This is a genomic window from Corallococcus terminator (assembly GCF_049194865.1).
Lineage (GTDB): Bacteria > Myxococcota > Myxococcia > Myxococcales > Myxococcaceae > Myxococcus > Myxococcus terminator_A.
The window spans coordinates 224,473-249,445 of the sequence record NZ_JBLZWL010000104.1 but is presented as its reverse complement, the minus strand read 5'-3'; the positions used below and the strand labels follow the sequence as shown (position 1 = coordinate 249,445).

Below are 24,973 nucleotides of genomic sequence, written 5' to 3'. Positions count from 1 at the left end.
TGGTTCAAGTGGAGGGGGAAGACGATGAAGAACATGAACAAGTGGATGATGTGCCTGGTGCTGGTGGGTGCGGTGACGGGATGCCGCACGTTGGGCACGCGACCGGTGACGCCGAGCCCGTCGTGCCCCACCGAGCCCGGCCCGAGGCCGAAGACTCCCAAGGTCCAACCCCTGCCGCCCAACGCGCAGTTGCCCGAGGGTGCCACCCAGATGGTCATCGGGCTGTGCCCCAGCACGGGCAGGTTCCTCGCGCTGGGCGTCAACCCTGGCACGAAGACCTTCGCGTATGCCGTATCGGGTGACCGCGCCTCCAGCGAGGCGTTCTTCGCGCAGGTCCAGCGCAAGGGCATTCCCACGACGACCTTCACCGCGCCGGTGAGAGTCCGGGGCGAGGGCTCCGTGGGGACGGGCGCCGTCGACACAGACTCCAATCCGCAGCAGGGCAATCAGGGTGGAAACGAGGAGCAGAGCGCGCCACCGCCGTATGACCCCTGCACCAACCAGTCGGATGAGATTGGGGACAAGCCGCCTCCGGACCCGGAGGACGAGGGGGGTGCGGTGCCGGATGGCTTCGCCGCCGTCGCCTGGAGGACCGCCAACGCCGTCGATGACACCAGCGCCCCGGCGCCCGCCGCCAAGCCGTCACCGCCTGGAACCACGGTGCCTCGCTAGTCGTGGGTGAAGTGACGAGGCCCGGAGATGTCACGCCGGGCCTCGTCGTGCTCCTCGCGAGCGCGTCAGGGCTCGAGTGTGCCTCCGAGCGCCAGGACTCGTCGCTCGACGTCAACCTTCACGGCCGAGCGCAGCCGGTGGGTCATGGTGAGCTTCGAGCGCTTGAGTCGCGCAATCTGTTCGAGTCCGGCGAGGAGGTCGTCGCGCACGAGCTGCTCGTAGGGCTCGTTCATCGTCGTGGTGAAGAGGTGGACCGCGTGCTTGCCACTCGGCTCACGCACGAAGCGGAAGCCGCAGCTCCAGTCCTTGGTGTCGTTGCGCACCAGTCGGAAGGTGATGTCCGGGACGTTCAGCGTCGGCACGAGCGAGAGGAACTCCAGCTCCGTCGAGGGGACCTGGGCGCTCACGTAGATGCGGATTTGGAGTCGCTCCAGCCGCGACACGAGGGGAGTCACCAGGAAGTCGGAGACCCACCCGAGGTAGAGGAAGATGTCCAGGTGGCGCAGCGCGGGGAACGCGCTGGGGTCCTGGCCCAGCTCCGTCCATAGGTCCAAGGCGCCACGCATCGCGAGGGACTCGAGCCAGGGAACCTTCGCCAGGTCCTGCGTCCGCACTTCGCTGTTTGAGAGCGAGCGCAGCGACTTCATCACCGGGTGCGTGGTGATGTCGTAGTCCCCGCGACCTTCCAGATGCTCCACCGTGGCCCACAGGGGATGGCCCGCCGTCTTCTGGATGGCGCTCCGGATGGCGCGCGCGCTGCCTTGCTTCAGCGCGGCGTGGGACAAGAAGCCCCGCGTGAAGACGCAGTCGGGCTTGAGCACCTCGTCGAGCGGGCCGAGCAGCTCCTTTCGGGCGCTCTTGAGCAGCTCCCGCTCGCGCTTTCGCTCGGCGGCGGTGAGGGTCCGCCGGGTGGCTTCGAGCTGGAGCGCGATGAGCTCGCCGCGAGGGTGGCCCTGCTCCAGCAGCACGTCGGCCAGCACGGCGCGGGCCTCTTCGTCCTCGGGTTTCGCGAGCACCTGGGCCAGCAGGGACTCCGCGTCCGCGGCGTTCCGGGGCTTCGGTGGCGCGGCCTCCTGGAGGGCCGCGTCGAGCTGGGCGAGGACCTTCGCGTCGCCAGCGGGAAGCTCTGCGTCCTTCGCGGCTTCGAGCTGGGAGCGAATCCGGTCGACATGGCCAGCGAGGAACTCCTCGAAGTCCTCCTGCTCGTCGTAGCCCGCGCGCGCCTTCAGCATCGTGCTCGCGGCCTGGGCATCCTGGATGCGGCGCGCCAGGGGGCCCAGTCGGGTCCAGAACGGACGGGCCGAGGAGCTGGTGAACGGCGGATCCACGAACCGGCTCGCGACCCAGCGGTCGATGCGCGGGTCTTCGGGCCAGGCCGCGAGTGTCTCCAGCCGGGCCCGTCCCTTCACCGAGCCCTTGTCGAGCAGCGCGGCGAGCAGCGTCGTGAGCTTCGCCGCGTCGGGCTTCTTCGCGAGCGCATCCCAGTCCTTGGGCGGGGGAGTGTCGCCGGAGAGCTTCTGTCCCACGGTGACGATGCGGTCGGCCAGCGCGGTGTGGGGCGCGGCGCGCCACGCGGTGAGCAGACCATCCAGGACGCGGCTCCAGTCGTCCTGGCTCGCGGCCTTCATCAGGGAGGACAGCTTCGAGGGCGCGGCGGGCATCGAGGTTCCTTCGAGGCGCGAAGAGGACCTACCTGGGAAACGTCGCGAGCGTGAGGGACTCGGGAGGGACGGTCAGGTCGCTGAGCATGAGCGTGTCCCCGGAGAGGTAGCGCCAGCCGGTGCCGTCGTGGCGGAAGTCGGACCGCTCCACGAAGGAGCGCTCCTTGCCCTTCTCGAACACCTTCGCGAAGAAGAGCACCTGCGCGGTGCCCTGGGCGTCGGGGGCCTGGCGGTCCATCACCACCAGCTTGGGGAACTGGTGGGCCTGCGCGAAGGCGCGCAGCTCGCGCACCACCACGTCCTCGGGCCGCGCGCGGTCCGGGTGGCTGGGATGAAGTGTCTTCCACAGGTACGTCGGCTCGCGCTGGGCGAAGGCGCTGTAGCGGCTGCGCATCAGGCGCTCGGCGTCCGGCGGTTCGGCTTCGCCTCGGTGGAAGGGGGCGCAGCACTCGCGGTAGCGCAGGCCAGAGCAGCAGGGGCACGGAGGGGCAGGGGGCATGGCGCGCCCTTCAGCCTACCTGGACGGGGCGCCCAGGGGGACGCCGCGTGCTCTCCCAGCCACACACGCCGAGGTTCGCCCTTGCTGGCGGCGGTGTCCGGGCATACATCCGGGGACCGCGCCTATGAGCCTCCTTGAAGCCATCGTCCTGGGACTGGTCCAGGGTCTCACCGAGTTCTTGCCCATCAGCTCCACCGCCCACCTGCGCATCGCGCCGGAGTTGTTCGGGTGGAAGGACCCGGGTGCCGCGTACTCCGCGGTCATCCAACTGGGCACGGTCGCCGCGGTGCTCATCTACTTCCGCAAGGACATCGTCTCGCTGGTGACGGCCTTCTTCCGGGGGCTGGCGAAGCGCGACCCCTTCGGCACCGTGGAGTCCCGGCTGGCGTGGTTCGTGTTGGTGGGCACGCTGCCCATCGGCATCTGCGGCCTGGCCTTCAAGAAGGCCATCGAGACGCAGTTCCGCTCGCTCTACGTCATCTCCGGCAGCCTCATCATCCTGGCCATCATCCTCTTCGTGGTGGAGAAGCGCGCCTCGCACAAGCGGACGCTGGCCGACATGACGTGGCGGGACGGCATCCTCATCGGCCTGTGGCAGGCGCTGGCGCTCATCCCCGGCTCGTCGCGCTCGGGCACGACGCTCACGGGCGGCCTGTCGCTGGGGCTCAAGCGCGAGGACGCCGCGCGCTACTCGTTCTTGCTGTCCATCCCCGCCACCTCGCTGGCGGGCATCTTCGAGCTGAAGCACCTGCTGCAAGCCACCGAGCGACCCAGCGCCGTGTCGCTCTGGGTCGGCACCCTGGTGGCGTTCGCCTCGGGCATGGCGGCCATCGCGTGGTTGTTGAACTACCTGCGCTCGCGCACGACGCTGGTGTTCGTGGTGTACCGCGTGGCGCTCGGCCTGCTGCTCCTGGGGTTGCTCCAGGCCGGCGTGCTCAAGCCGCTGTCGGGCGTGGAGAACCTGGACGTGCCGCGCGAGCCGGGGAAGCAGCAAATCGAGAAGCAAATCACTGACTAGTCTGGAGGCTGGCGTCGTGAGCGTGGAGGCGTTGTTCCAGGGGGTGGAGGCACGGCTGTCGGCGCGTCCGGCGCGCAACGTGGACCTGCCGGGGCTCGTGCTGCGCGAGGCCTCCGTGCTGGTGCCGTTGTTCGAGCGCGACGGCGTGCCGCACGTGGTCTTCACCCGACGCCCGGCCACCCTGCGCACCCACGCCAATCAGTACAGCTTCCCGGGCGGAGGCCGCGACGCGGAGGACCTCACGCCGCTGCACACCGCGCTGCGGGAGACGGAAGAGGAGCTGGGCATCGACCGGCGCGGCGTGCGCGTGCTGGGCATGCTGGACGAGGTGCCCACCATCTCCCAGTACCGCGTGCGGCCCTTCGTCGGCGTGATTCCGGGCGACGGCAAGTACCAGCCCAGTCCGGAAGAGGTGGCCTTCATCCTGGAGGTGCCCATCGTCAGCCTGATGGACCCGGCCATCCTCCGCGTCGAGCGCAAGGAGGTCTTCGGCGCCGAGCGGGACTTGTACTTCTACACGTACGACTCCCACGTCATCTGGGGCGCCACCGCGCGCATCCTCCGCGACTTCCTGGGGCAGCTCGCGCAGGTGCCCGGCCTGGAGGCCGTGCTCACCGCGCCTGCCCGGCGTCAGAACTGAAGGTACACGTACGGCCGCGTCTCCACGGCCGACAGGTGGCGGATGCCCAGGCCCAGGACGACGAGCGCCACGGCGCGCACGGGCACCGGCATCCGGACGAACAACTCCGACGTCACCGTGTAGAGCTTCATCGGCACCGCGTGGAAGAACACCGCCGCCGCCAACATGCCCCACACCAGCGGGCTGACGTTGGCGATGCCCGGCACCCCCTCCATCATCCGCGCGTAGAACTCACCCGCGTGCGTCATCGTCTTCGCGCGGAACACCACGCGCGTCAGCACGACGATGGTGAAGGTGGCCAGCATCCCCAGCGCGATGCGAGGCACCCCCGGTTTCTCCGGCTTGCCCACCCACCACTCCCAGCACCGTGACAGGCCCAGCACCGCGCCGTGCACGCCGCCCCAGACGGCGAAGCGCCAGTCCGCGCCATGCCACAGGCCGCCCAGCACCATCACCGTCATCAGGTTGAACAACACCCGAGGCTTCGACACCCGGTTGCCGCCCAGCGGCCGGTACAGGTAGTCCCGCAGCCAGGTGGACAGGCTCATGTGCCACCGGTTCCAGAACTCGCCCAGGTTCTTCGCGAGATAGGGCCGGTTGAAGTTCTCCGGGAACTTGAAGCCGAACAGCGCCGCCACACCCAGCGCGATGTCCGAGTAGCCCGAGAAGTCGTAGTAGAGCTCGAAGGTGTAGGCGATGGCCGCGACGATGCACTCGGCGGAGGCGTACTTGTCCGGCGAGGCGAACACCGGGTCCACGATTCCGCTGCCCAGCACGTCCGCGATGACCAGCTTCTTCACCAGGCCCACGGCGATGCGGAACATCGCCTGACCGCCTTCTTCCGGCGTCAGCGTGGGCACGTCCTTGAAGCGCTCCAGCAGCTCCGACGCGCGGATGATGGGACCGCTCACCACGCGCGGGAAGAAGAGCATGTACAGCAGGTGCTCGATGAACGAGTGCTCGGAGCTGGCCTTCCCCCGGTACACGTCCACCGTGTAGCTGATGGCCTGGAAGACGAAGAACGACAGGCCCAGCGGCAGAATCAAACTGAACGGCGTCTCGCGGACGTGGAGGCCCCAGGCCTCGGGCACCAGCTCCAGCGCCGTCTTGCGCAAGAGCTCCAGGTACTTGAAGCCCGCGAGCAACCCCAGGTTCGACACCACGGACAGCGTGACGAACAGCTTGCGCACGCCCTGCGACTTCGCGCGTCCCATCCCCTTGACGAGCAGGTGGTCCACCGTGACGCCGACCAGGAAGATGATGAGCGGGAAGGGCGTGAAGGCCGCGTAGAAGTAGACGCTGGCCACCAGCAGCACCAACAGGCGCGGCCAGTAGTGACGGTGCACCGCCCAGTACAGGGCGAACACCCCGATGACGAAGACGAGGTACTGGAGGCTGTGCGACAGCACGTCAGTTCCCCTCCATGCGCGCGGTGGGCTCGGTCTTCTTGCGCAGCTCGTACGCGGCCAGGAAGTCCCGCGCGAAGCTCGCCGCCAGTCGCTCGTAGCCCTCCGGCGTCAGGTGCACGCCATCCGCGTGGCCCAGCACCGGACGGGAGCGCTGCCAGCGCAGCATCGCCCGCTCACCACCCATGGCCGCGCGCGGAGACCAGTACGCGCAGCCCGCGTCCCGAGCCACCCGAGGCAGCGTGTCCAGCACCGACGCCAGCGCGGGCGCCTCCGTCCAGCGGCCATTCGCGTCCTGCGTCAGCCGGTCCGTGGGGCCCAGCAGCAGGCACTCGGCGTTGCCGGTGGCCTTGCGCAGCCGGGCGATGAGCGCGGGGTAGTCAGTCGACACCGCCGCCGCGTCCAGGTCCGACCTTCCAGCCTCGTTGGTGCCGTACCAGAAGATGAGCAGGTCCGGCCGACGCGAGGCGAGCTGCGCGTCCACCGCCGCCGCATCCATGCCCCCGAGCGTGGAGGCCATGGCCCCGGGCAACCCCAGCGCGTCCATCACCACACCCGGCGTGTCGTACTCCAGCGCGGCGCCCAGCACGGTGACGCCGCTGCCCTCCGGAGCGATGACTTCCACCTCGTGCGAGGGGCCGGTGACGGGGAAGGAGCGGATGCGCACCATGGGCGCTGTGAGCGGCTCCGGCAGCGGCGCGTCGGGAGGCATGTCCTCGCCATCCACGCGGATGTCCGGCGCCTTCGTGTCCGGCACGTCGAGCGCGTACAGGTCGAGCCGCCCCGTCGACGCCTTCGTGTCCTTGCAGTCCTTGCAGAACTGGATGCGCAGCTTCGAGCCCGGCGCGCCCACGGCGCGGATGCCGGTGAGGCCCCACAGTCCGCCCGGCTCGGCGTCCAGTGCGTCCTCCACCTTCCAGTCGCCCACCAGCTCGCGGGCCACGCGCGCGTTCTCCAGGCGAGGGGACGCCTTGCCCGCGGCGATGAAGCCCCGGCCCGCGTCACCGAAGCGCTTCGTCAGCACCCCGCGCACCGCGTCCGTGAAGTAGTGCGACGCGGTATGCGACGCGCCGAGCTGGGCGATGCCCACGCGCAGGGCCTCGCCGGACTCGCGGCGGCGCAGCCGGTCGAACGTCTTGGTCAGCGCGGTGCCCGCGTCCTGCAACCCCGGCGTGTCCGCCACAGGCACCAGCGGCGTGTGCACCTTCGCGAACCCGCGCTGGAGCGCGAGGTCGAACAGGTGGCCCAGCAAATCAGAGCCCTTCGCGCGCGGATGCACCAGGTCCTCCAACATCAACCCGGCCTCCAGCCACCGCAGGGCCGCGCCCTCGCCACCCATGGCGTTGTACGCGTCCCAGAAGGCACAGCCTCCCAGGCGCGCCTCCTCGCGGAAGATGTCGGAGACCTCCTTGGAGCCCCGGCGCGGCACCAACTCGCCGCCCATGGTCCGCACGCCCGCGTCGATGGGCGACATGACCAGGCACGCCGCGTCCGGCACGGTGGCGCGCACGCGCGACACCAGCTCCTTCATCTGCGCGCGCACCTCTTCGAGCGTGGTGCGGTCTCTCGAGAAGAAGAACGCCTCGTTGCCTCCGACCATCAGCACCACCATGGCCGGCTTGCGCTGACGGAGCTGCGCGCGGAAGGCCGCGGGCTGGGCTCGCAGGTACACCTCCGCCATGCCGCCGAGCAGCCCCACCGTGTCGTAGATGACGCCCGGCGTGCCCGTCTCCAGCGTCACGCCGTGCAGCTCCACCTTGCCGGACGTGGTGAGCGACAGCGTCTTGGCGCCCTCGGGCAGATTCACCCGCGCGAAGGCCGCCTCCGACTTCGTCTTGGAGAAGCCGCGCGTCTGGATGCGCTGCAGCGGCCGGCCATCCACGGAGAGCTGCACGGAGCCGCTGGAGGGCTGGGCCAGGAAGAACAGCTCCGCCACCCGCGAGCCCTCCACGTCGTACTTCGTGCTCTGCGAGCCGCCCGCCGAGGTGAAGGCCACGCCCGTCCAGCCCACCCTGTCGCGGGGCCACTTGGTGTCCACCAGCCGGGCAATCTCCCAGCCGTCCGAGCCCCGTCCGGAGCGCGTCCACCGGCCCGCGCTGGCGGGGCGGGTGATGAAGAGGAAGCCCTTGCCGCCCGAGCCGAAGCGCTCCTGGAGCCTGTCTCGCACCACGTCGGTGATGTAGTCCGACGCGACGAGCGAATCTCCCAGATGCACCACGCGCACCGGTGTGCGCCGCGTGTCCGCGCGCAGCTCCGTCAGCGCCCGGTGGAAGGGGGCCAGCCCGTCCTCTTCACAAGTTCCGTCCGCGCGCGTCTTGCGGCAGTTGGGTTCGATATCGACATGCTGGGCGCTCATCCGCTCGCGCAGCGCCTCCAGCTCCACGGCGCGCGCCAGCGACGGCGCGCTCAGCTCCTCCAGGCCGATGCCCGGCACGGCGGGCACCGCGGGCGTGGGCACCGCGTCCACCACCGCCGTCCCCGCGTCCTCCGCCGGGTCCTCTTCTGGCGCCGCGCCCGGCTTGGGCGTGTCCGAGGCCACCACCTCTATCTCCGGGGGCGGGGCGGGACGGCCTCCGGTGAAGGACGACGGCACCGCCAGCGCCACCAGCTTCGGACCCAGGGGGCCTCGCTGGAGACTGGGCAGGGGGCGCCACGACTCCGGAATCGGGGCGAGCGAAAGCCCCAGCGCCAGCGCGACGGTGAGGGCGAGCGTCAGCCCGGTGGTTCTGGCCTTGAGGAAGTCCAACAGCGCGGCATGAGACTGGCTTTTCGGGGGCGGGTCAAAACTCTCGCCGCTCGGAGCCGCTTCATTGTCCGGGGGGCGGACAAGCGGGCTCGGAGGGCCTGAAGGTGGGAGGCGCAACGGCCTGGGCGGGGGCTTCATGGGAAGCGGCTCCCCTCTTTCCCGGAAAGGCCGAAACGGTATGGTGCGCCGCCATCCACGCTGGGGGAAGACCCTGGCGCCTCCCGCTGGCGACGAGCCGGCACTCGCAGGAGTCGTACCCCGCATGGCCCTCTATCCCGTCATCATGGCCGGTGGCTCCGGCACTCGCTTCTGGCCCCTGTCCCGTCAGGCGCGGCCCAAGCAGTTCCTGCCCCTGGCCTCGAAGCTGCCGCTCATCACCGACACCGCCGCCCGTCTCAAGGGCCTGTCGACGGTGAAGAACACCTTCATCGTGTGCGGCCCCCTGCACGCGAAGGCCGCGGCGAAGCTGGTGAAGGGCCTGCCCAAGGCGAACATCCTCGTCGAGCCGGTGGCGCGCAACACCGCGCCCGCGATTGCGTTGGCAGCCTTGCACGTGGCCGCCCGGGACCCGAAGGGCATCATGGTGGTGCTGCCCTCGGACCACCACGTCGCGGACGTGGCCGGCTTCAAGCGCACCCTGGAGGAGGCGGCCCGCATCGCGGAAGGGGGCCACATCGTCACCCTGGGCATCCAGCCCAACCGCCCGGAGACGGGCTACGGCTACATCCAGGTGGGTGACGCGCTCACGGGCGGTGGCCGAGGGGTGAAGGCGTTCAAGGAGAAGCCCGACGTGGAGACGGCGAAGGCCTACGTCTCCTCGGGCGAGTACCTGTGGAACGGCGGCATCTTCGTCTTCCGCGCGGACGTCATCCTGGCCGCCTTCGAGCAGCACATGCCGGAGATGAAGAAGGGCCTGTCCGCGCTGAGCAAGGTAGCGGGCAAGCGCACGTTTGGCCCGGTGCTGAAGAAGGTCTTCCCGAAGCTGCCCTCCATCTCCATCGATTACGGCGTCATGGAGAAGGCCTCCAACATCGCGGTGCTGCCCGGAGACTTCGGCTGGTCCGACGTGGGCTCCTTCGCGGCCATCCCGGAGGTCCGCCCGGCCGACGAGAACGGCAACGTCATCTCCGGCGCCTCGGCGGTGGTGGTGGACTGCAAGGGCTGCATCATCCTCGCGGACAAGCGCCCCCTGGCCGTCGTCGGCCTCACTGACGTGGTGGTGGTGGACTCCGGTGACGCGGTGCTGGTGGTCCCCCGCGAGAAGAGCCAGGACGTTCGCAAGGTGGTGGAGGCCCTCAAGGCGCGAAAGCTTCAGAAGTACCTGTAGGCGCAGGCGCCCAGTGTGCGCTGGAGAAACTTCCGACCCCGGGGCTGAAAGAACTTCCGCTCCGTGGGTAACGGGTTTCCCCGGGTTCTCGTCCTGGCGGGAGGTTGTCCTGTCCAGTGGGTGACGAAGCCGGGGGTGCACGGGGGTTGCAGTGTCGTCGCCGCCTGCCCCATTCCGGGGCGGCAGGGGCGGTGGGCGAACATGGCATGCAGGCACTGCGCGGTGGAGCATCCGGTGGGCACGGGCTGTCCCCAGGCGCCTTCGCTGGAGGGGCAGCGTCACGGTCCGCTCGTGCTGCGCCAGTCGCTGGGCGCCGGGGCGCTGGGCACGGTGTACCTGGCCGAGCATCAGCCCACGGGCCACCGCTTCGCGGTGAAGGTGCTGCACCCGCACCTGGCCGCCCAGCCCGTGGTCCGCGCGCGCTTCCAGGCGGAGGCCCGGGCGCTGCGCACGCTGAAGCACCGCCACGTGGCCCGCGTGCTGGACGTGCGCCGGGGCCCCGGCGGTCTGCCCTGCATGCTGATGGAGTACGCGGAGGGCGAGCCCTTCTCGCGCCTGCCCATGCCGCTGGCCTCGGCGGAGGTGGTGCTGCTCTTGGCCCAGGCGCTGTGCGCGCTGGAGACCGCGCACTCGCGAGGGCTGGTGCACGGTGACTTGTCCGCGGACAGCCTCATCCTCACCTGGGACTCGCGCGGTGAGCGGCAGGTGAAGGTGCTCGACTTCGGCACGCAGGCGGTGCTCTCCGCCAGCCTCTCCGCGGAGGAGCGCGCGTGCGGCATGGTGGTGGGCTCGCCCGCCTTCCTCGCGCCCGAGCAGTGGGCGGGGGACACGGTGGATGGGCGCGCGGACCTGTATGCGCTGGGCGTGGTGGGCTACCTGCTGGCCACCGGAAGGCTGCCCTTCGGCTTCGGCCGGGTGGGCGGGATTTCTCCCACGGAGCCGCACGTGCTCAACCCGCGCGTGCCTCCCGCGCTCTCGGAAGTCCTGCTGCGCGCGCTGTCCCAGCGCCCCGGGGAGCGCTTCCCGGACGCGCGCACCTTCCGCGAGGCGCTGCTGGAGAGCCAGGGCATCGGCCGGCTGGAGCCCTCCATCCCGTCGCGCACGCGCACGTCGAAGGGCGGCGTCTCCATCTTCGGGCACATCCTCCCCGAGGACGGGGCCACGCCGCTGCACGCGGCGCTGCGGGACGCGGCCCATGGCAACGCCGCGCCGACGGAGGTGAAGCCGCCGCGCATGGAGTCGCCGCCGGGGCTGGGCGTGCGGCTGGGGCTGGCGACGGACACGGAGCTGGTGCCCGTGCGCGTGGGCGACGTGACGGTGGACGGCTTCTTCGCGACGTGGGCGGGGCCGCTGCCGGAGCTGGCCGCGCAGCTCCCGGTGGAGCTGTCGCTGGGGAGCCGCAAGGTGGCGTGTGACTGCGACGTGGTGCGCCACGTGACGCGCGACGAGGCGCGGGCGTGGGGCGGGGCGGCGGGCCTCTATGTCCAGTTCGCGGGCGAGGCGGCGCGGGGGCTCCTGGGCCTCGCGCTGGGCGTGGGCGTGACGCGGGGGACGCTGGACGCGGAGCCGGTGCCGGACGCGGAGCTGGGGCGGCTCCTGTCGCGCGCGGCCTCCGTGGCGAAGGACCCGTATGCCCTGCTGGGCGCGCTGCCTCACGAGGACTTCGAGCAGGTGCGCCGCCGCGCGAGCGCCACGCTGCGCCGGCTGAACCTGTTCCGTCAGCGCGCGCTGCCGCTGGGACAGCGTCAGGCGCTGGAGTCGCTCCTGCGCCGCGTGGAGGCCGCGGGCCGCGTGCTGGGCGAGCCCGTCGCTCGCGCGGGCTTCGATGCCACGCGTGGCAACCTCGTGGGTGTGGCGCGCTGCCTCGACGCGGGCCTGTCGGAGACGCAGGCGGACGTGCTGCGCCAGGCCTTCCTCGCGGCGCGTCCCCTGGCGGAGTCGCGGGCCCGGGCCCTCTTCACGCAAGGGCATTCACTGGAGGCGCGAGGCTCGCTGGACGCCGCGCTGGAGCGCTACGCGGAGGCCCTCTCGTTGGACCCGCTCAACGCCTCCTGGCTGCGGCACTACCAGGAGCTGCGCGGGCGGGTGCGCCAGGGCGTTGTCGCCCGGAGCGTCGTCGAGGCCCAGGGCGTGGAGGCCACCACGCACTGAAGTCCTTCCGAGGACTGAGAATGCAGGAGCCCCGGAGCGTGAACCGCCGCCTGCCCCACAGGCGGGCTTGACCGGGGGTTGATTGGCACCCCAGGGACTTGAAGGGTCCCCGAGGGGCCTCCGTTCAGCAGGTTGCGCCCCTGAGTCGGCGGGTGCCGGGAATCCTGGCGCTCGTGTAGAGTCCGCCGCCCTCTGTCATGCCCTCCGGTTTCGCGAGGGCGGGGACACCTTCATGAACGCGCATATCTTCCGCGAGTACGACATCCGGGGTCTGGTGGATAAGGACCTCACCGCCGAAGTGGTGGAGCTGCTGGGCAAGGGCCTGGGCACCATCATCCGGCGCAAGGGCGGCCGCTTCATCGCCGTGGGCCGCGACTGCCGCGAGTCCTCCACCCGCTTCCGTGACTCGCTCTGTGCCGGCCTGACGTCCACCGGCCTCAACGTCTTCGACGTGGGCGTGGTGCCCACGCCGCTGGTCTACTTCGCCGCCAACACCCTGCCGGTGGATGGCCTGGCCATGATTACCGGCAGCCACAACCCGCCGGAGTACAACGGCTTCAAGGTGGGCGCGGGGAAGACGACCTTCCACAGCCACGAAATCCAGGCGCTGCGCAAGCTCATCGAGGCCGCTGACTTCGAGGTCTCCGCCACGCCCGGCACCGTCACCCCGTTCGACATCATCACCCCCTACAACCACTTCGTGAAGCAGACGGTGAAGGTGGGCCGCAAGGGGATGAAGATCGTCATCGACGCGGGCAACGGCACCGGTGGCGCCATCGCCGTGCCGCTGTTCGAGAGCATGGGCTTCGAGGTGGTGCCCCTGTTCTGCGAGATGGACGCGACGTTCCCCAACCACCACCCGGACCCGACGGTGGTGGAGAACCTCCAGGACCTCATCGCCGCCGTGAAGCGCGAGAAGGCGGAGGTGGGCATCGCCTACGACGGCGACAGCGACCGCATCGGCGTCATCGACGACCAGGGCAACATCCTCTGGGGTGACCAGATCATGGTCCTCTTCAGCCGCTACGTGCTGAAGGACAGCCCGGGCGCGGCCATCGTCGGCGAGGTGAAGTGCAGCTACACGCTGTACGACGACATCGCCAAGCGCGGCGGCAGGCCCATCATGTGGAAGGCGGGCCACTCCCTCATCAAGGCGAAGATGAAGGAGGAGCACGCGGAGCTGGCCGGCGAGATGAGCGGCCACATCTTCTTCAAGAACCGCTACTTCGGCTTCGACGACGCGGTGTACTCGTCCGCGCGCCTGCTGGAAATCCTCACCCACGAGAAGCAGAAGCTGTCCGAGCTGCTCTCCGACGTGCCCAAGACGTTCGCCAGCCCCGAGCTGCGCTTCGACACGAAGGAAGAGAAGAAGTTCGAGATGGTCAAGCGCGCCACGGAGACGCTGCGCGCGGCGGGCCACGACATCATCGACGTGGACGGCGTGCGCGTGACGTTCCCCGACGGCTGGGGCCTCATCCGCGCCTCCAACACGCAGCCCATCCTCGTCCTGCGCTTCGAGGCCAACACGGAAGAGCGTCTCAAGGAGATCCAGGCGCTCATCGAGGGCACCGTGGCCCGCGTGCAGAAGGAAGTGGGTGGGTGAGCATGTCGTCGCCTCGCATCCTCGCCCTCAGCGGCAGTCTCCGTAACGGCGGGTTCAACCAGCTGCTCCTGGCGGTGGGCGTGGAGAAGGCCCGCGCGCTGGGGGCCGAGGTCGATGTCGTGGACCTCAAGTCGCTCGGCGTCCCGTTCTATGACGGCGACGTGGAGGCGCAGGGGCTCCCCGCGCCCGTCGTCGCGCTGCGCGAGCGGGTGGGAAAGGCCCAGGGCTTCCTCATCTCCAGCCCCGAGTACAACTCGTCCATTCCTGGCGGCCTGAAGAACGCCATCGACTGGGCGTCGCGCGCGCCGGGCCGGCTGTTCCAGGGCAAGTGGGCGGCCATCATGGGCGCGAGCCCGGGCAACTTCGGCACGTCGCGCATGCAGCCGCACCTCCGTCAGGTGATGTCGTCGGTGGGCGCGCTGGTGCTGCCCAACCAGGTGCACCTGGCGCGGGCGATGGAGGCCTTCACGCCCGAGGGCAAGCTGAAGGACGAGGCGAAGCAGAAGGAAGTCGAAGCGCTGGTCACCGAGTTGGTCGAGCGCGTGAAGGGCTGAGAAAGGACACCGCCATGGCGACGCTTGGAATCGACCTGGGTGGAACGTTTGCCCGGGCCGCGGTGGTGGACGAGGCGGGGAAGATGCTCGCATCGTCGAAGGTGGCCCTCGAGGAGCGCAGTCCCTCCGGCGTGGTGGAGACGATTGCTCGCGCGGCGTCCGAGGCGGTGAAGTCCGCGGGCGTCGTGGTGGGCGGCTGCGGCGTGGGCGCGGCGGCGCAGATTCACAAGGACTCCGGCGTGCTGTCGGTCGCCCCCAACCTGGGCTGGCGCAACGTGCCGCTGGGCCAGCTGCTCACGGACCGGCTGGGGCAGAAGGTGAAGGTGGTGAACGACCTGTCCGCCGCCGCCTGGGGCGAGTTTCACGCGGGCGCGGGACGCGGCGCTCAAGACTTGCTGGTGGTCTTCGTGGGCTCGGGCGTGGGCAGCGCCATCATCGCGGGTGGGCAGCTGCTGGATGGCGCGGGCGGCGTGGCGGGAGAGCTGGGCCACATCAAGGTGGTGCCGGACGGCCGGCGCTGCGGCTGTGGCGAGCAGGGGTGCCTGGAGGCGTATACCGGCGGGCACAACCTCATCGCGCAGGCGCGAGAGCTGCTGGCGGCCGGGAGCTCGCCCGCACTGTCGGAGCTGGTGGGGGGAGATGCCTCGAAGCTCACGCCGGTGACGCTGGAGCAGGCGGCGGAAGCAGGCGACGCGGCGGCCCTGGAGGTGTATGAGCGGGCCGCGCGGTTCCTGGCACTGGCGGTGGCCAACCAGGTGACGGTGTTGAACCCGGCGCGACTCATCCTGGGCGGTGGGGTGTTGAACCACTGCCCCGGCATGCGGCGCCGGGTGCTGGAGGGTGTGCGGGCGTGGGCGTCCCAGACGTCCCGCGAGGGGCTGCTCATCGCCGACGCGGAGCTCGGTGACGACAGCGGCCTCATTGGTGCGGCGTTGCTGGCCGCGTGATGAGAGGAGCGCGGGTTCATGGCCGAGTTCAAGAACCAGGTCACCTACCGGGGAAGGCCGGTGACGCTGGAGGGGGATGGACAGGTGCAGGTGGGCGACGTCGCGCCTGACTTCACTGTGTTCAAGGGGTTCTTCGAGTCCCATCAGTTGTCGGAGCTGAAGGGGCAAGTGGTTGTGTTGAGCGTGGCGCCCAGCGTGGACACCAAGGTCTGCGCCATCCAGCTGCGCATGTTCAACAAGCAGGCGACGGAGATGGGGCCGGACGTGAAGGTCTGGTACCTGAGCCTGGACCTGCCCTTCGCCCTCAACCGCTTCAGCGCGGCGGAGGGCATCAACAACGTCGCGGTGCTGTCGGACTACAAGAACCGCGAGTTCGCGCGGAAGTACGGCCTGTTCATGAAGGAGCTGGGCCTCCTGGCGCGCAGCACCTTCGTGGTGGGTCGTGACGGCAAGGTCGTCTTCCGGGAAATCGTCCCGGAGATGATGCACGAGCCGGACTACGACGCCGCGCTGGAAGCGGTCCGCAAGGCGCTCTGAGTCGTCGAGCGCCGCGCCGCTTCCAGGCGCGGGTGTGTTTCATGGCGCTTCAGGCGGGCACCACGCGGGCCTGCTTGACGGCCATCAGCTCCAGGCAGGTGAAGCCCGCCACGGCAATGGCCTGTACCAGGGTGAAGGCCTGACCCCAGAGGGTGGGCTGCACCCAGCCCGAGGCGAGCAGGACGAAGCTGTCCACCGTCCACAGCACGTTGGCGACGATGATGGCCCAGACGAGCGCTCGGTGAACGAGCGGGCGCATGGCCAGGAAGACGAGCAGCGCGGCGAAGGGAAGCAGGCTGAAGCCCGCCGAGCGCAGCAGCGTGACGTGCAGGCCCAGCAAGTCACTCAAGGGCCCGGCGGCGAAGAACATCAGGGCCCCGGTGGCGCCGCTGATGAGACCGTCGGCGAGCAGGACGTGGCCCAGCAGGGTGCGGGAAGCGGGAATGGCGCTCATGGAAGTGTCCTTGGCGAAGCGGCGCCGGAGCATCCGGTCGCCGTGTGAGACACAAATTGCGCGCCGGGGGATTTGAAGTCGATTACGTGCGAGGTAATTGGAGCGCTTCCCCCGCGTTCCTAGTGTCAGGGGCATGATGATGCCGAGCCGTCCGGTGGGAGAGTTGCTGCGGGAGTGGCGCCAGCGCCGCTCGTTGAGCCAGTTGGACCTGGCGTGCCGCGCGGATGTGTCCGCGCGCCATGTGAGCTTCCTGGAGACGGGGCGCTCCACGCCGAGCCGGGACATGCTGCTGCACCTGGCCGAGGAGCTGGACGTGCCGCTGCGCGAGCGCAATGCGCTGTTGGTGGCCGCGGGCTTCGCGCCTGTCTATTCGGAGAACGAGCTGGATGGGCCTCGGATGGGGGCGGCGCGCGAGGCGGTGGAGCTGGTGCTCTCCGGGCATGAGCCGTATCCCGCGCTCGCGGTGGACCGGCACTGGCAGCTCGTCACGGCCAACCGCGCGGTGGGCGTGCTGCTGGAGGGCGTGCCCGGGGAGCTGCTCCAGCCACCCATCAACGTGCTGCGGCTGAGCCTGCATCCGGAGGGGCTGGGACGGCGCATCCTTAATTTGGAGCAGTGGCGCGCGCACGTGCTGACGCGGCTGCAGAGACAGGTGTCGAGCACGGCGGACGTGACGCTGGCGGCGCTGCTCGACGAGCTGCGAGCGATGGGGGCGCCTAGCGGGGCGGCGGAGCCGGACTTCGCGGGCGTGGTGGTGCCGCTGCGAATCCAGACGCCGCGAGGCATCCTGTCGTTCATCGGCACGACGACGGTGTTCGGCACGCCGGTGGACATCACCCTGTCGGAGCTGGCGATTGAGTCGTTCTTCCCGGCGGACGCGGCGACGGGGGAGCTGTTGCGCAAGGCCGCGGCCGAGGCGGCGCGGCACTCCGACGCGTGATTCCTGCTCGGCTCGGCGAGGAGTGGCAGTGCCAGGTCAATCCCGGTACCGCTCTGCCTCACGGAAGAACTGGGTGAGCGAGTAGTCCAGCAGTGCCTGGCGGGACTGCATGTACCGGCGGGCGCGGAGGAACGGCAGCCAGACGCGCTTGCCCACGCGCACCTGGGACTCCTCCCGCTTCTGGCGCAGCACCCACGTCCCGCCCAACCGCCGCACCAACACGTCACCCAGATAGCGGAACCTGTCAACGCGGATGAGACAGAGAATTGGTGAGAATACTGCGTGGTCTACTGAGAGGCGGAGAGCCGCGCGGGGTCGTTTATCCAGACGGCGTTCGGAAGCGACTGAGGCTTGGGAGGGCCGCGGGGGAAGCGCTCGGGGTGAGAGGCGTAGGCGGCAGCGAGCACTGCGGCTCGGGTGGCGATGCGCTGGGCAGCCAGGCCGTGGTGCACGTCGTAGGGCGTGAGCAGGCCGAGGCCCGCGTGGTGATGCTCCTGGTTGTACCAGCCGAAGAAGTCACCGCAGAAGCCGCGAGCGTCGTGGAGGCAGCCGAAGCACTGGGGGAAGTCAGGCCGGTACTTCATCGTCTTGAAGTGCGCCTCACTGAAGGGGTTGTCGTTGGAGACATGAGGCCTGGAGTGCGTCTTGGTGACGCCCAGGTCGGCCATCAGCAGGGCCACCGGCTTGGAGGTCATCGAGGAGCCTCGGTCGGCGTGAATCGTCAACTGGCCGGGCACTATCCCCTGGCGTTCGCAGGTCTGCGCCAGCAGCTTCTGGGCCAGGGTGGCCGACTCGCGATGCGCCACCATCCAGCCAACGACGTAGCGACTGAAGACGTCCAGGACGACGTAGAGGTAGAAGTACGTCCACTTCGTCGGGCCGTGCAGCTTGGTGATATCCCAGCTCCAGAGTTCATTGGGTTTCGTCGCGTGCAGTTGGGGCACCGGGTGGTTGGGGTGGCGCAACTGGTTGCGTCGCTCGCGCACCTCGTGGTTGCTGGCGAGCATCCGGTACATGGTGCGCTCCGAGCACAGGTAGCGGCCCTCGTCGAGCAGCTGCGCGTAGACTTCCGCGGGCGCGGCATCCGCGAATCTCGGCTCATGCAGCACCGCGAGCACCTCGGCCCGCTGCTCGGGCGGCAGGGCTCGCGGTGGGCTGGCCCTGGGCACCGACTCCTGCTTCGGCTGGGCCCCTCGGTAGAAGGTGGCGCGAGCCAGGCCCAGTGCCTGGCACACGGGCGCCACGCCCCACTGGCCAACCGCCTCCCTCGCCACTTGCATCAGGGCTCCTCGTCGGGCTTGGGCAGTTCCACTCCGAGGATTTCCGATACTTTTTTTTGGAGGTCCAGCAGGGCCTCGGCTCGCTTGAGGCGCACCTGGGCCCGGGCCAACTCCTTCTCCAGCTCCGCGACGCGCCGGGCACTCGCGTCGGGGACCTTCGCCGGCGGGCCGCGCTTCTTCGGATTCTGCGCCGACAGCTCCCCTTCATTGCGCTGGCGCCGCCACACGCTCAGCAGCGACGAGTACAGCCCTTCCCGGCGAAGCAGTGCTCCCACTTCACCGGGCTTCGAGCAGCGGTCTGCCTCCGCGAGCACCCGCAACTTGTACTCTGCCGTGAAGCCTCGGCGCCGCGCCTTCTCCTCCACCTCGGTCTCCCTGACCCGCGCTTCTTCCACCACCGGTTTCATCGTCCCTGCCTGGGTCGCCCTGCACACTAAACTGCTCGGTACGGACTGTCTCACTCACGTTGGCAGAGAGGGTAGGCCCCGAGCGCCGGTGTGGTGTGCCCATCGATGAGTTGCCGCTCGTACCTCTCCGGGAAGCTCTCTTGCCAGAAGTAGAAGTCCAGGTCCGTGAGGGACTCAGGTGTCGCATCCATGATGGAGGGCACCTTCGTGTGCAGCACCGCCACGAGGCCCTCGGACAGGTCTCCGTAGGAAGTGAGGACGCGCTCCGGGTTCTCCACGTCTGACGGCAACGCGACTGGCAGCCACTCCTCCGGGTCGGGTGGCCGGAAGGCGTTGAGTTCGGCGATCTTCCGTTGTCGCTCGCTGATACCGAACTCGTCCGGAAGCCGAGCCAGGAGCGGCGCCAGGTCAGGGTGGAAGCGCGGCTCGACGGGGACGAATGCGGCGCTGCGCTCCCTCAGTGTGCGCAGCACTGTGTCGAAGTCGAGGTCCGGCCGCAGGTGGACATGGGCTCGGGCCTGCGCCACGCGCGATTCCTCGCTGTCGAAGTCCGCGGCAGTGGGCCGCAGCACCAGGAGGACGGAGCCGTTGGGGAGTTCCTCCACGAGGTACGCAGGCGTCGAGAGCATCCGCTCTCGACCCACGGTCTCCACCAACTTCGGGCCAAAGACATTCAGCCAGCACACCGCATAGACCTTGTCGAAGCCATCCCTCCGAGATACCTCGGCTTCACGGTCGAAATGGGGGAAGCCCGCCAACTCACGGTCAGCCATGCTGTGAGCCGAAGCATATGGAGTCGGGTAGTGGATGGCCCAAGCCCGGACCATTTCGATGAAGCTTCTACAGCCTGCCTTCTCTGCGAAGAGGGCGAGGGGATGCACGTCGATCCAGACTTGGAGGCTTGGATGAAGCGGCGGAAACCTGAGCCGGAGCGACATATCCAGCACAGGCCACTTCTTGCGATAGAGCCCAACGGAGGTGCTCCGTTCGCCGCGCTCCTCCCTCAGTGCTTTCCAGAGGGCAGCACGCGAGTAGCTCTGTCGCCGCTTCCCCTTGACGATGTCCGGCATCCACTCGCCGGCACCCGACTCAAGAGCTTCAAGGAAGGGCTCCAACTCGCGCTCGAGTTCTGCCTGATGATCAAAAGCGCCGTCGAACGAAAGCAGGAGATGGTCGTCCATGTTCGCTCTACGAGACTCGGGCCTGCTCATTGGAACACCACATCCACCCCATCGACGTCCTGTCTGACAGCATCCAGGGCGGCCTCCAACGTTTCCAGCTTCATGGGCTTGAGTTGATGACCTTCATAGACGAGGCGGACCCTTTGAACCTTCATCTTGAGCTGGAACCCAGGTCGGCGGATGTTCACCGGGTGCGGCTACGCGGGGCCGCCGGTGGCGAAGGCCGACGACACGCCGACGTCCAGTCCCACCGAGGACCGGTGCGGGAAGCGGCTCTCAAGCTGCAAGGCGCGGTTCGGGGCTACGGCAGTCCTTCCGTATGGAGGGTTTCCGGGGGTGGGGCTGCTCCGGTGATGTGAGCCGTCCGCGCTGGTCGCGCTCACAGTGTGCGTGAGCGGTGGTAAGATTGGAGTCGAGCTTTGACGTCCGTGCGCGACTGGGTGGGGCTATGCCTGAAAACGAAACTGTGAAGGTGGTGTGTGTAGCCTGCGGTGGGAAGGGTCGGAATCACAAGGTTCTTCGCGAGCACATTAATACGTGGGAAGACCTGTTCATGTGGGGTGGCGAAAAGTACCAAATTGTTCAGTGCCTCGGGTGTGACGCAGTTCGATTCCGGGCTGCGTCCTGGGACTCCGAGAACCTTGACCCAAATGAGGAAGAACATGGGGCCTCTATTAAGGTCTACCCGGAGTTCGCGGCGAACTCGCGCGAGGCAGTAATTGCCGACTCGGCGGGATTGCCTCTTGAGGTGTATCGCATTTACAAGGAGACTGTCCTGGCTCTCAATGCTGGGACTCTTATCCTTGCAGGCGCTGGGCTTAGGGCGATTGTTGAGGCGATTTGTCTAAATGCAAGTGCGCCTGGTGGAAATCTTCAACAGAAAATCAATGGCCTCGTCAGCCAGAACCTTCTTGCTCAGCCGCAGGCGGATCTCCTTCATGAAGAGCGGTACCTTGGCAATGCAGCAATTCATGAGGTCGAGCCGCCCTCCAGGAAGGATGTTGAAGACGGCTTGGCGATTGTTGAGACTCTGCTGAATACAATCTATATCGCTCCGGCGAGTGCGGCGCGTCTGCGGGAGGGACGCATCAAGAAGCAGACACAGAAGGCTAGGGCTGCGGCGCGGGCGAGTGGTGCGAAGAAGAAATAGAGTTAGCTGCCCGATTCGCCCGTTGCGCTGGGCGACGACATGCCCACTGAGGGATACAGCCCAGGACAGGTGTGGGAAGCGCGCCTCTCAAGCTGCAAGGCGCGGTTTGGTGCCACTGCTGTGCTGCCGTACGGGGGCTTTCCGGGGGTTGGGCTACTGCGGTGAACGTCGGAGGTGGCTGATTGGGCTTACGGCTTGATGGTGGGTTCTGTGGATGCTTCCTTGGGATGGAAATCCGCTTCCATAATTGAAATTCGCGGAGATGCGCGGCTGCCAGAGCTGTCGGATGGAGCCAGGTCGATAAGTCGTGGGTAGAGCGTCCAGTCGCCATAGACTACCTTCTCTGGCAGATCAACCAATGGGCCTGCTCTGCGAAAAACTACGAAAAACGCTTCGCGTATTGCATAGTGAGAGCCACGCAGACGGCCAATCGTCTCGTGCATTTGGTGAATGCCCCTGATGAGGTAAGACCTGGGGCTGTTGCCCTTGTACTGTTTTGCTTCGACATATAGCCGGGTGGGCTCCAGAATGTCGGGTCGCAGGCCGGCCGTCGGAACTTCGGAAATCGGGTTGAGTCCCTGGTCAAATAGGTATCGAACAAGCTCTTCGGTGAGGATCGTCTCCGTCTGGGACTTCTTGCCCTCTTCAGCCATCTCGTCTGCGAGGGCAGACATTCGACGCCGATCGTGCCACTCACAGCGGATCTTGAAACGATCGAATACTGCAAGGAGAGACCGCGCCGTGCCAATGCGCGTGATTACGATCTGGGAAAGGCGGTCGAGTGTCTCTTTGAGGGCAGTGACGGCCATGGTCAGTTCCTGCTTGTCGGCGGTAGTGCTCTTTTCGTACAGAAACTTATGAAGCATGTAGGGGTGAGGAAGGTTGTGCACTTCTCGGTAGTGTTCGATGCTGGGAGTCAAGGTGTGGTAACGGTCCGAGATAAGGTGGTCGAGGAAGCTTTCGATGTATAGCACCGCAACACCGGGGGAACTTGCCTCTGTATCTCTGTGGAGGCGCCAAGCTCGTGTGTGGGATGTCGCAAGTTGAGCTCGTCGTTCCTCAAGTGCTTCGAGATTCTCGCGAAGACTTTCGTTGTTTGTTGTGACTTTGAGGTGTTCGATTCTGCGGCGCAAGATTATGAGTAGAGATGCGGGGGGGCTCCAGTCGAGCATGTCGGGAATGACCTGAACGGATTCCCCTTTGGTGATTGCGTTGAAGCAGGAGAAGGTGTCCAACCATGGGTCGCCCCAATGGAAGTCCGTGGGTCTTTCGGTGTCTGAGTCGTCGCTAGTGGGGCACAGGGTTATGAACTCGTCTTTGATGGCGGATAGTTCTCTTGCGTGATCTGCGCATTGTTGCGCGAACTCCTTGAGTTCGCGGGCTGCTGACTGCTTTTCATCATCGAGAATCGCGGCGATGCGAGGTTCACGGCGAAGTGCGTCAATTGTGCGCCGCAATTCTCGCAAAAAGGCTGTGTCGCTTTGGCGAAGAAGGAATGCCAGCTGCCGGCTTACGAGTTCGACTAGGTCTGTGTTCATGGGATGAGTGCTTTCATGCGCCTTGAGGAATCTCGGCGCTGGAGACAGCTCCAGGTGTTCCTGACTCATGTCGACAATGGACTGTGTCCACGCAGTAGTCGATGACTGGACCTCGGCGAATACGCGAGTCGCCTTGGAGTCTGTGGATGCTACCCGTTCCTTGGCAGGAGTTTCCCCAGTTCATCGTTCTGGCGAGCCTAGCGCACGCATGGGCTGAGTACCCCCGTGAGTCTTGCGGATTAGTTGTGCGAGTCGCGGGTGAGCTGACGTACCGGCCCTATCGGAACCTCGCTGAGGGCCAGGCCCACTTCCACTTGGCGCCCGAGGACTTCGCTCGGGCCGAGGCGGACGGGGAGGTGGTGGCCGTGGTCCACTCCCACCCCAATGCCGCCCCGGAGCCGAGCGAGGCGGACCGCGTCATGTGTGAGCGCTGGGGCCTACCCTGGCTCATCGTCAACGTGCCGGTGGGGCACTGGTGTAACGGACCGGGGTAATGGATCGCAGGCGGGTCACCCAAGCTGTTCGTAGCGGGGTCGGCCAAGCGGATCTCCCCGGGGTCGGCCAAGCGGACCTTGAGTTGGAGCAGTCGGGACGGCGGTCCGCACACCCCTGAGTGTTGCCGAGCACGCTTGTTGATGGCCGGGTGAGCCGGCTAGATGATGGACGCCGGAATCCCGAGTCGGTTCAAGGCCCTACGGCCGCCTGGCGGCGGTGCCCGCCGGGCAGCCTTGAGCCGCCTCGTGCTCCGGCTCAAGCTGCAACCGTCGATTCCCCAAGGAGAATCGCCTCAAGAAGAGGCCATCATCGGCGGTGACACCCGGCCGCGCACGTTCGTGATGGACTCCAGTGGTTTCGCGCGTTTGCTGGAGGTGCCCATCAACGAGCCGGTCCGTGGAACGCCGTGGAACCATCAAAAAGCGTGCGCGGCAACAGTAGTCCGGGTTGCCACGGTTGTTGTACCGGCGCACCAGGTGCCCGGACAGCAACGTGTAGGACTCCAGCGCGCCCACCCACAAGAAGTTCGGCGCGTCGCCGCCCACGGTGAGACTGCGCACCACCTGCCCCCAGTCGGACAGCGTGTCCCAGTCCTCCCTCCTCACCGGGCCGGCGCCTTCTCCACCGCCCCACAGCCGCAGCCGCACCGGTGCCCCCAGGTTGAGGCGAAACGTCCCTCGCTTCGCCAGCCGCACGGTGGGCTCCAGTTGCACGAGGCCCTCGTCCTCCCGCGCGCCGCGCCGTGGCAGGAGCGTCAGCGACGTCGCCTCCATGCGCAGCAACCTCGTCCACCGCGAGCCCGCCTCGGTGGTGTCTGTTGATGGAGGTGCCGCCTCGGGTTCAAGCTCACGCGCCTCGGAGACCGGTTCGAGCGGCACCTCCTCATCCCGCTCGATGGCGAGAGCGTCCCCTTCCGGCACGACGTGGGGCGTGGTGCTCGCCTCCGTCCACGCCACGCTGGGGAGGAGCAGCAGCAACACCACGGCCCAGCTTCGACGCACGAACATCGACGCCTCCTGTGATTGCCCCGGCAAGGGAGAAAGACAGAGGTTCTCTGTTCGGTCCGACACGTCGGCGGACGCGGCGACGGGGGCGCTGTTGCGCCAGGCCGCGGCCGAGGCGGCGCGTCACTCCGACGCCTGAAAATAGGGACGCCCCGTTCCGGCCATAGGGGAGCCGGAGCGGGGCGCGGGGTGTGGCGACAGCGACTACAGCGTGGGGGTACCCACGCGATTGCTGCAGTACGCACTGGAGCCGCACGTGGTGCCGACGCTGGTGTACCAGGCCGTCTTGCGGGTGCCGTACTGACGGTTGTCCGCGTGCACGTGCGCGCCAGTGGAGTTGCCCGTGGAGCCCACGAGGCCCAGCGCGCAGCGGTCACACGTCTTGGAGCCGGAGGACACGTTGGAGTTCAGGTGGAGCTGACGGAAGTCCCAGCCAGTGGCGCCGGTGACGACGTAGTAGTTGCCCGCGCCACCGTTACAGGTGGTGCCTCCACTGCAGTTGTTCGCACAGCCGCCGTAGTAGGCGTAGTAGCGGCTGACGTTGATCATCCCCCGGTGGTTCCACTCGCTGCACGTGCCGTTGCTCATGTCGAGCGCGTTGTGGCTGCTGCCCGAGCACGAGTAGTACGTCGTGGAGCCCACGCGAGCGGCCGTGTCACAGATGGCGCCCACCGCCGTCGCGGACATCGCGCTGGTGGCCCATCCCGCCACGGTGAGCGCCACCGTGGCCAACATCCACTTCATTCCCTTCATGAAAACCTCC

The 24,973-nt window shown here is 67.9% G+C and carries 23 protein-coding genes and 1 pseudogene; 13 read left to right on the top strand and 11 right to left on the bottom strand.

Annotated elements, in window-relative coordinates:
* Nucleotides 1-24 precede the first annotated feature (24 nt).
* Entirely contained in the window at nt 25-672 is a 648-nt protein-coding gene (locus tag ACN469_RS31865) for a hypothetical protein (protein WP_498774032.1), read from the top strand.
* A 65-nt stretch (nt 673-737) separates the two neighbouring features.
* Here the strand turns inward: ACN469_RS31865 and ACN469_RS31860 are convergent, their stop codons facing one another.
* Complete coding sequence (locus tag ACN469_RS31860; protein ID WP_498774030.1) at nt 738-2,333, bottom strand: TIGR02996 domain-containing protein; 1,596 nt, start codon at nt 2,331-2,333, stop codon at nt 738-740.
* Between the two features lie 28 nt (nt 2,334-2,361).
* Nucleotides 2,362-2,832, bottom strand: a complete 471-nt coding sequence (locus tag ACN469_RS31855) for a YchJ family protein (protein WP_498774028.1) — start codon at nt 2,830-2,832, stop codon at nt 2,362-2,364.
* Between the two features lie 124 nt (nt 2,833-2,956).
* Here ACN469_RS31855 and ACN469_RS31850 point away from each other — a divergent pair, with 124 nt between their 5' ends.
* Nucleotides 2,957-3,850: an undecaprenyl-diphosphate phosphatase gene (locus ACN469_RS31850; protein ID WP_498774027.1), complete on the top strand. Its 894-nt coding sequence runs from the start codon at nt 2,957-2,959 to the stop codon at nt 3,848-3,850.
* 16 nt (nt 3,851-3,866) lie between these two features.
* Nucleotides 3,867-4,490 carry an NUDIX hydrolase gene (locus ACN469_RS31845; RefSeq protein WP_498774025.1) on the top strand — a complete coding sequence of 208 codons (624 nt, stop codon included), beginning with the start codon at nt 3,867-3,869 and terminating at the stop codon, nt 4,488-4,490.
* Here the strand turns inward: ACN469_RS31845 and ACN469_RS31840 are convergent.
* Nucleotides 4,481-5,899, bottom strand: a complete 1,419-nt coding sequence (locus ACN469_RS31840; RefSeq protein ID WP_498774023.1) for an MBOAT family O-acyltransferase — start codon at nt 5,897-5,899, stop codon at nt 4,481-4,483. The genes ACN469_RS31845 and ACN469_RS31840 overlap by 10 nt on opposite strands.
* Before the next feature lies 1 nt (nt 5,900).
* Complete coding sequence (locus tag ACN469_RS31835; RefSeq protein ID WP_498774021.1) at nt 5,901-8,780, bottom strand: GDSL-type esterase/lipase family protein; 2,880 nt, start codon at nt 8,778-8,780, stop codon at nt 5,901-5,903.
* A 124-nt stretch (nt 8,781-8,904) separates the two neighbouring features.
* Between ACN469_RS31835 and ACN469_RS31830 the strand changes: the two genes are divergently transcribed.
* The 6 genes from ACN469_RS31830 to tpx all read left to right on the top strand — a co-directional run bounded on the left by ACN469_RS31830 (nt 8,905) and on the right by tpx (nt 15,761).
* Entirely contained in the window at nt 8,905-9,969 is a 1,065-nt protein-coding gene (locus ACN469_RS31830) for a mannose-1-phosphate guanylyltransferase (RefSeq protein ID WP_498774019.1), read from the top strand.
* Nucleotides 9,970-10,170: 201 nt separating this feature from the next.
* Nucleotides 10,171-12,120: a serine/threonine-protein kinase gene (locus ACN469_RS31825; protein ID WP_498774017.1), complete on the top strand. Its 1,950-nt coding sequence runs from the start codon at nt 10,171-10,173 to the stop codon at nt 12,118-12,120.
* 232 nt (nt 12,121-12,352) lie between these two features.
* Complete coding sequence (locus ACN469_RS31820) at nt 12,353-13,723, top strand: phosphomannomutase/phosphoglucomutase (RefSeq protein ID WP_498774015.1); 1,371 nt, start codon at nt 12,353-12,355, stop codon at nt 13,721-13,723.
* A gap of 2 nt (nt 13,724-13,725) precedes the next feature.
* A complete protein-coding gene (locus tag ACN469_RS31815) occupies nt 13,726-14,277 on the top strand; it encodes an NADPH-dependent FMN reductase (protein ID WP_498774143.1) in 552 nt (183 codons plus the stop codon).
* Nucleotides 14,278-14,291: 14 nt separating this feature from the next.
* Nucleotides 14,292-15,224 carry an ROK family protein gene (locus ACN469_RS31810; protein WP_498774013.1) on the top strand — a complete coding sequence of 311 codons (933 nt, stop codon included), beginning with the start codon at nt 14,292-14,294 and terminating at the stop codon, nt 15,222-15,224.
* An 18-nt stretch (nt 15,225-15,242) separates the two neighbouring features.
* Complete coding sequence (gene tpx / locus ACN469_RS31805) at nt 15,243-15,761, top strand: thiol peroxidase (protein ID WP_498774011.1); 519 nt, start codon at nt 15,243-15,245, stop codon at nt 15,759-15,761.
* A 49-nt stretch (nt 15,762-15,810) separates the two neighbouring features.
* On the opposite strand, the gene ACN469_RS31800 is transcribed toward tpx, so the two are convergent.
* Nucleotides 15,811-16,215, bottom strand: coding sequence for a hypothetical protein (locus ACN469_RS31800; protein ID WP_498774009.1), 405 nt, complete (start codon nt 16,213-16,215; stop codon nt 15,811-15,813).
* A 133-nt stretch (nt 16,216-16,348) separates the two neighbouring features.
* Between ACN469_RS31800 and ACN469_RS31795 the strand changes: the two genes are divergently transcribed.
* Nucleotides 16,349-17,155, top strand: a complete 807-nt coding sequence (locus ACN469_RS31795) for a helix-turn-helix domain-containing protein (protein ID WP_498774007.1) — start codon at nt 16,349-16,351, stop codon at nt 17,153-17,155.
* Between the two features lie 36 nt (nt 17,156-17,191).
* Here ACN469_RS31795 and ACN469_RS31790 read toward each other — a convergent pair.
* The 3 genes and pseudogenes from ACN469_RS31790 to ACN469_RS31780 all read right to left on the bottom strand — a co-directional run.
* Nucleotides 17,192-17,389: pseudogene (locus ACN469_RS31790) on the bottom strand (hypothetical protein); the annotation flags it as partial.
* A 53-nt stretch (nt 17,390-17,442) separates the two neighbouring features.
* Nucleotides 17,443-18,842 (bottom strand): IS3 family transposase gene (locus ACN469_RS31785; protein ID WP_498768365.1). Its coding sequence is split into 2 segments (ribosomal slippage): nt 17,443-18,485 and nt 18,485-18,842, totalling 1,401 coding nucleotides; the frame shifts between segments, so codons are not numbered across the junction.
* Between the two features lie 50 nt (nt 18,843-18,892).
* Complete coding sequence (locus ACN469_RS31780; protein ID WP_498774005.1) at nt 18,893-20,023, bottom strand: hypothetical protein; 1,131 nt, start codon at nt 20,021-20,023, stop codon at nt 18,893-18,895.
* A 180-nt stretch (nt 20,024-20,203) separates the two neighbouring features.
* Here ACN469_RS31780 and ACN469_RS31775 point away from each other — a divergent pair, with 180 nt between their 5' ends.
* Together ACN469_RS31775 and ACN469_RS31770 are read left to right on the top strand one after the other, a co-directional pair.
* A complete protein-coding gene (locus ACN469_RS31775; protein WP_498774141.1) occupies nt 20,204-20,377 on the top strand; it encodes a hypothetical protein in 174 nt (57 codons plus the stop codon).
* Nucleotides 20,378-20,471: 94 nt separating this feature from the next.
* Complete coding sequence (locus ACN469_RS31770) at nt 20,472-21,173, top strand: DUF4145 domain-containing protein (RefSeq protein ID WP_498774003.1); 702 nt, start codon at nt 20,472-20,474, stop codon at nt 21,171-21,173.
* A 188-nt stretch (nt 21,174-21,361) separates the two neighbouring features.
* Here ACN469_RS31770 and ACN469_RS31765 read toward each other — a convergent pair whose 3' ends face one another.
* On the bottom strand, nt 21,362-22,780 hold the full coding sequence (locus tag ACN469_RS31765) for a hypothetical protein (RefSeq protein WP_498774001.1): 1,419 nt from the start codon (nt 22,778-22,780) through the stop codon (nt 21,362-21,364).
* A 32-nt stretch (nt 22,781-22,812) separates the two neighbouring features.
* Here ACN469_RS31765 and ACN469_RS31760 point away from each other — a divergent pair, with 32 nt between their 5' ends.
* On the top strand, nt 22,813-23,205 hold the full coding sequence (locus ACN469_RS31760; protein ID WP_498773999.1) for a C40 family peptidase: 393 nt from the start codon (nt 22,813-22,815) through the stop codon (nt 23,203-23,205).
* A gap of 198 nt (nt 23,206-23,403) precedes the next feature.
* On the opposite strand, the gene ACN469_RS31755 is transcribed toward ACN469_RS31760, so the two are convergent.
* Nucleotides 23,404-24,213 carry a hypothetical protein gene (locus ACN469_RS31755; protein ID WP_498773997.1) on the bottom strand — a complete coding sequence of 270 codons (810 nt, stop codon included), beginning with the start codon at nt 24,211-24,213 and terminating at the stop codon, nt 23,404-23,406.
* Between the two features lie 201 nt (nt 24,214-24,414).
* Complete coding sequence (locus tag ACN469_RS31750; RefSeq protein ID WP_498773995.1) at nt 24,415-24,963, bottom strand: M23 family metallopeptidase; 549 nt, start codon at nt 24,961-24,963, stop codon at nt 24,415-24,417.
* Nucleotides 24,964-24,973: the final 10 nt, after the last annotated feature.

Bases quoted from the DNA above. Each gene is read 5' to 3' on its own strand.
- ACN469_RS31865 (WP_498774032.1), top strand. From the start codon at position 25: ATGAAGAACATGAACAAGTGGATGATGTGCCTGGTGCTGGTGGGTGCG.
- ACN469_RS31760 (WP_498773999.1), top strand. From the start codon at position 22,813: ATGACTGGACCTCGGCGAATACGCGAGTCGCCTTGGAGTCTGTGGATG.
- ACN469_RS31765 (WP_498774001.1), bottom strand. From the start codon at position 22,780: ATGAGTCAGGAACACCTGGAGCTGTCTCCAGCGCCGAGATTCCTCAAG.
- ACN469_RS31755 (WP_498773997.1), bottom strand. From the start codon at position 24,213: ATGTTCGTGCGTCGAAGCTGGGCCGTGGTGTTGCTGCTGCTCCTCCCC.
- ACN469_RS31775 (WP_498774141.1), top strand. From the start codon at position 20,204: ATGTTCACCGGGTGCGGCTACGCGGGGCCGCCGGTGGCGAAGGCCGAC.
- ACN469_RS31750 (WP_498773995.1), bottom strand. From the start codon at position 24,963: ATGAAGGGAATGAAGTGGATGTTGGCCACGGTGGCGCTCACCGTGGCG.
- ACN469_RS31800 (WP_498774009.1), bottom strand. From the start codon at position 16,215: ATGAGCGCCATTCCCGCTTCCCGCACCCTGCTGGGCCACGTCCTGCTC.
- tpx (WP_498774011.1), top strand. From the start codon at position 15,243: ATGGCCGAGTTCAAGAACCAGGTCACCTACCGGGGAAGGCCGGTGACG.
- ACN469_RS31815 (WP_498774143.1), top strand. From the start codon at position 13,726: ATGTCGTCGCCTCGCATCCTCGCCCTCAGCGGCAGTCTCCGTAACGGC.
- ACN469_RS31820 (WP_498774015.1), top strand. From the start codon at position 12,353: ATGAACGCGCATATCTTCCGCGAGTACGACATCCGGGGTCTGGTGGAT.
- ACN469_RS31855 (WP_498774028.1), bottom strand. From the start codon at position 2,832: ATGCCCCCTGCCCCTCCGTGCCCCTGCTGCTCTGGCCTGCGCTACCGC.
- ACN469_RS31780 (WP_498774005.1), bottom strand. From the start codon at position 20,023: ATGGACGACCATCTCCTGCTTTCGTTCGACGGCGCTTTTGATCATCAG.
- ACN469_RS31850 (WP_498774027.1), top strand. From the start codon at position 2,957: ATGAGCCTCCTTGAAGCCATCGTCCTGGGACTGGTCCAGGGTCTCACC.
- ACN469_RS31860 (WP_498774030.1), bottom strand. From the start codon at position 2,333: ATGCCCGCCGCGCCCTCGAAGCTGTCCTCCCTGATGAAGGCCGCGAGC.
- ACN469_RS31770 (WP_498774003.1), top strand. From the start codon at position 20,472: ATGCCTGAAAACGAAACTGTGAAGGTGGTGTGTGTAGCCTGCGGTGGG.
- ACN469_RS31835 (WP_498774021.1), bottom strand. From the start codon at position 8,780: ATGAAGCCCCCGCCCAGGCCGTTGCGCCTCCCACCTTCAGGCCCTCCG.
- ACN469_RS31825 (WP_498774017.1), top strand. From the start codon at position 10,171: ATGGCATGCAGGCACTGCGCGGTGGAGCATCCGGTGGGCACGGGCTGT.
- ACN469_RS31795 (WP_498774007.1), top strand. From the start codon at position 16,349: ATGATGATGCCGAGCCGTCCGGTGGGAGAGTTGCTGCGGGAGTGGCGC.
- ACN469_RS31810 (WP_498774013.1), top strand. From the start codon at position 14,292: ATGGCGACGCTTGGAATCGACCTGGGTGGAACGTTTGCCCGGGCCGCG.
- ACN469_RS31830 (WP_498774019.1), top strand. From the start codon at position 8,905: ATGGCCCTCTATCCCGTCATCATGGCCGGTGGCTCCGGCACTCGCTTC.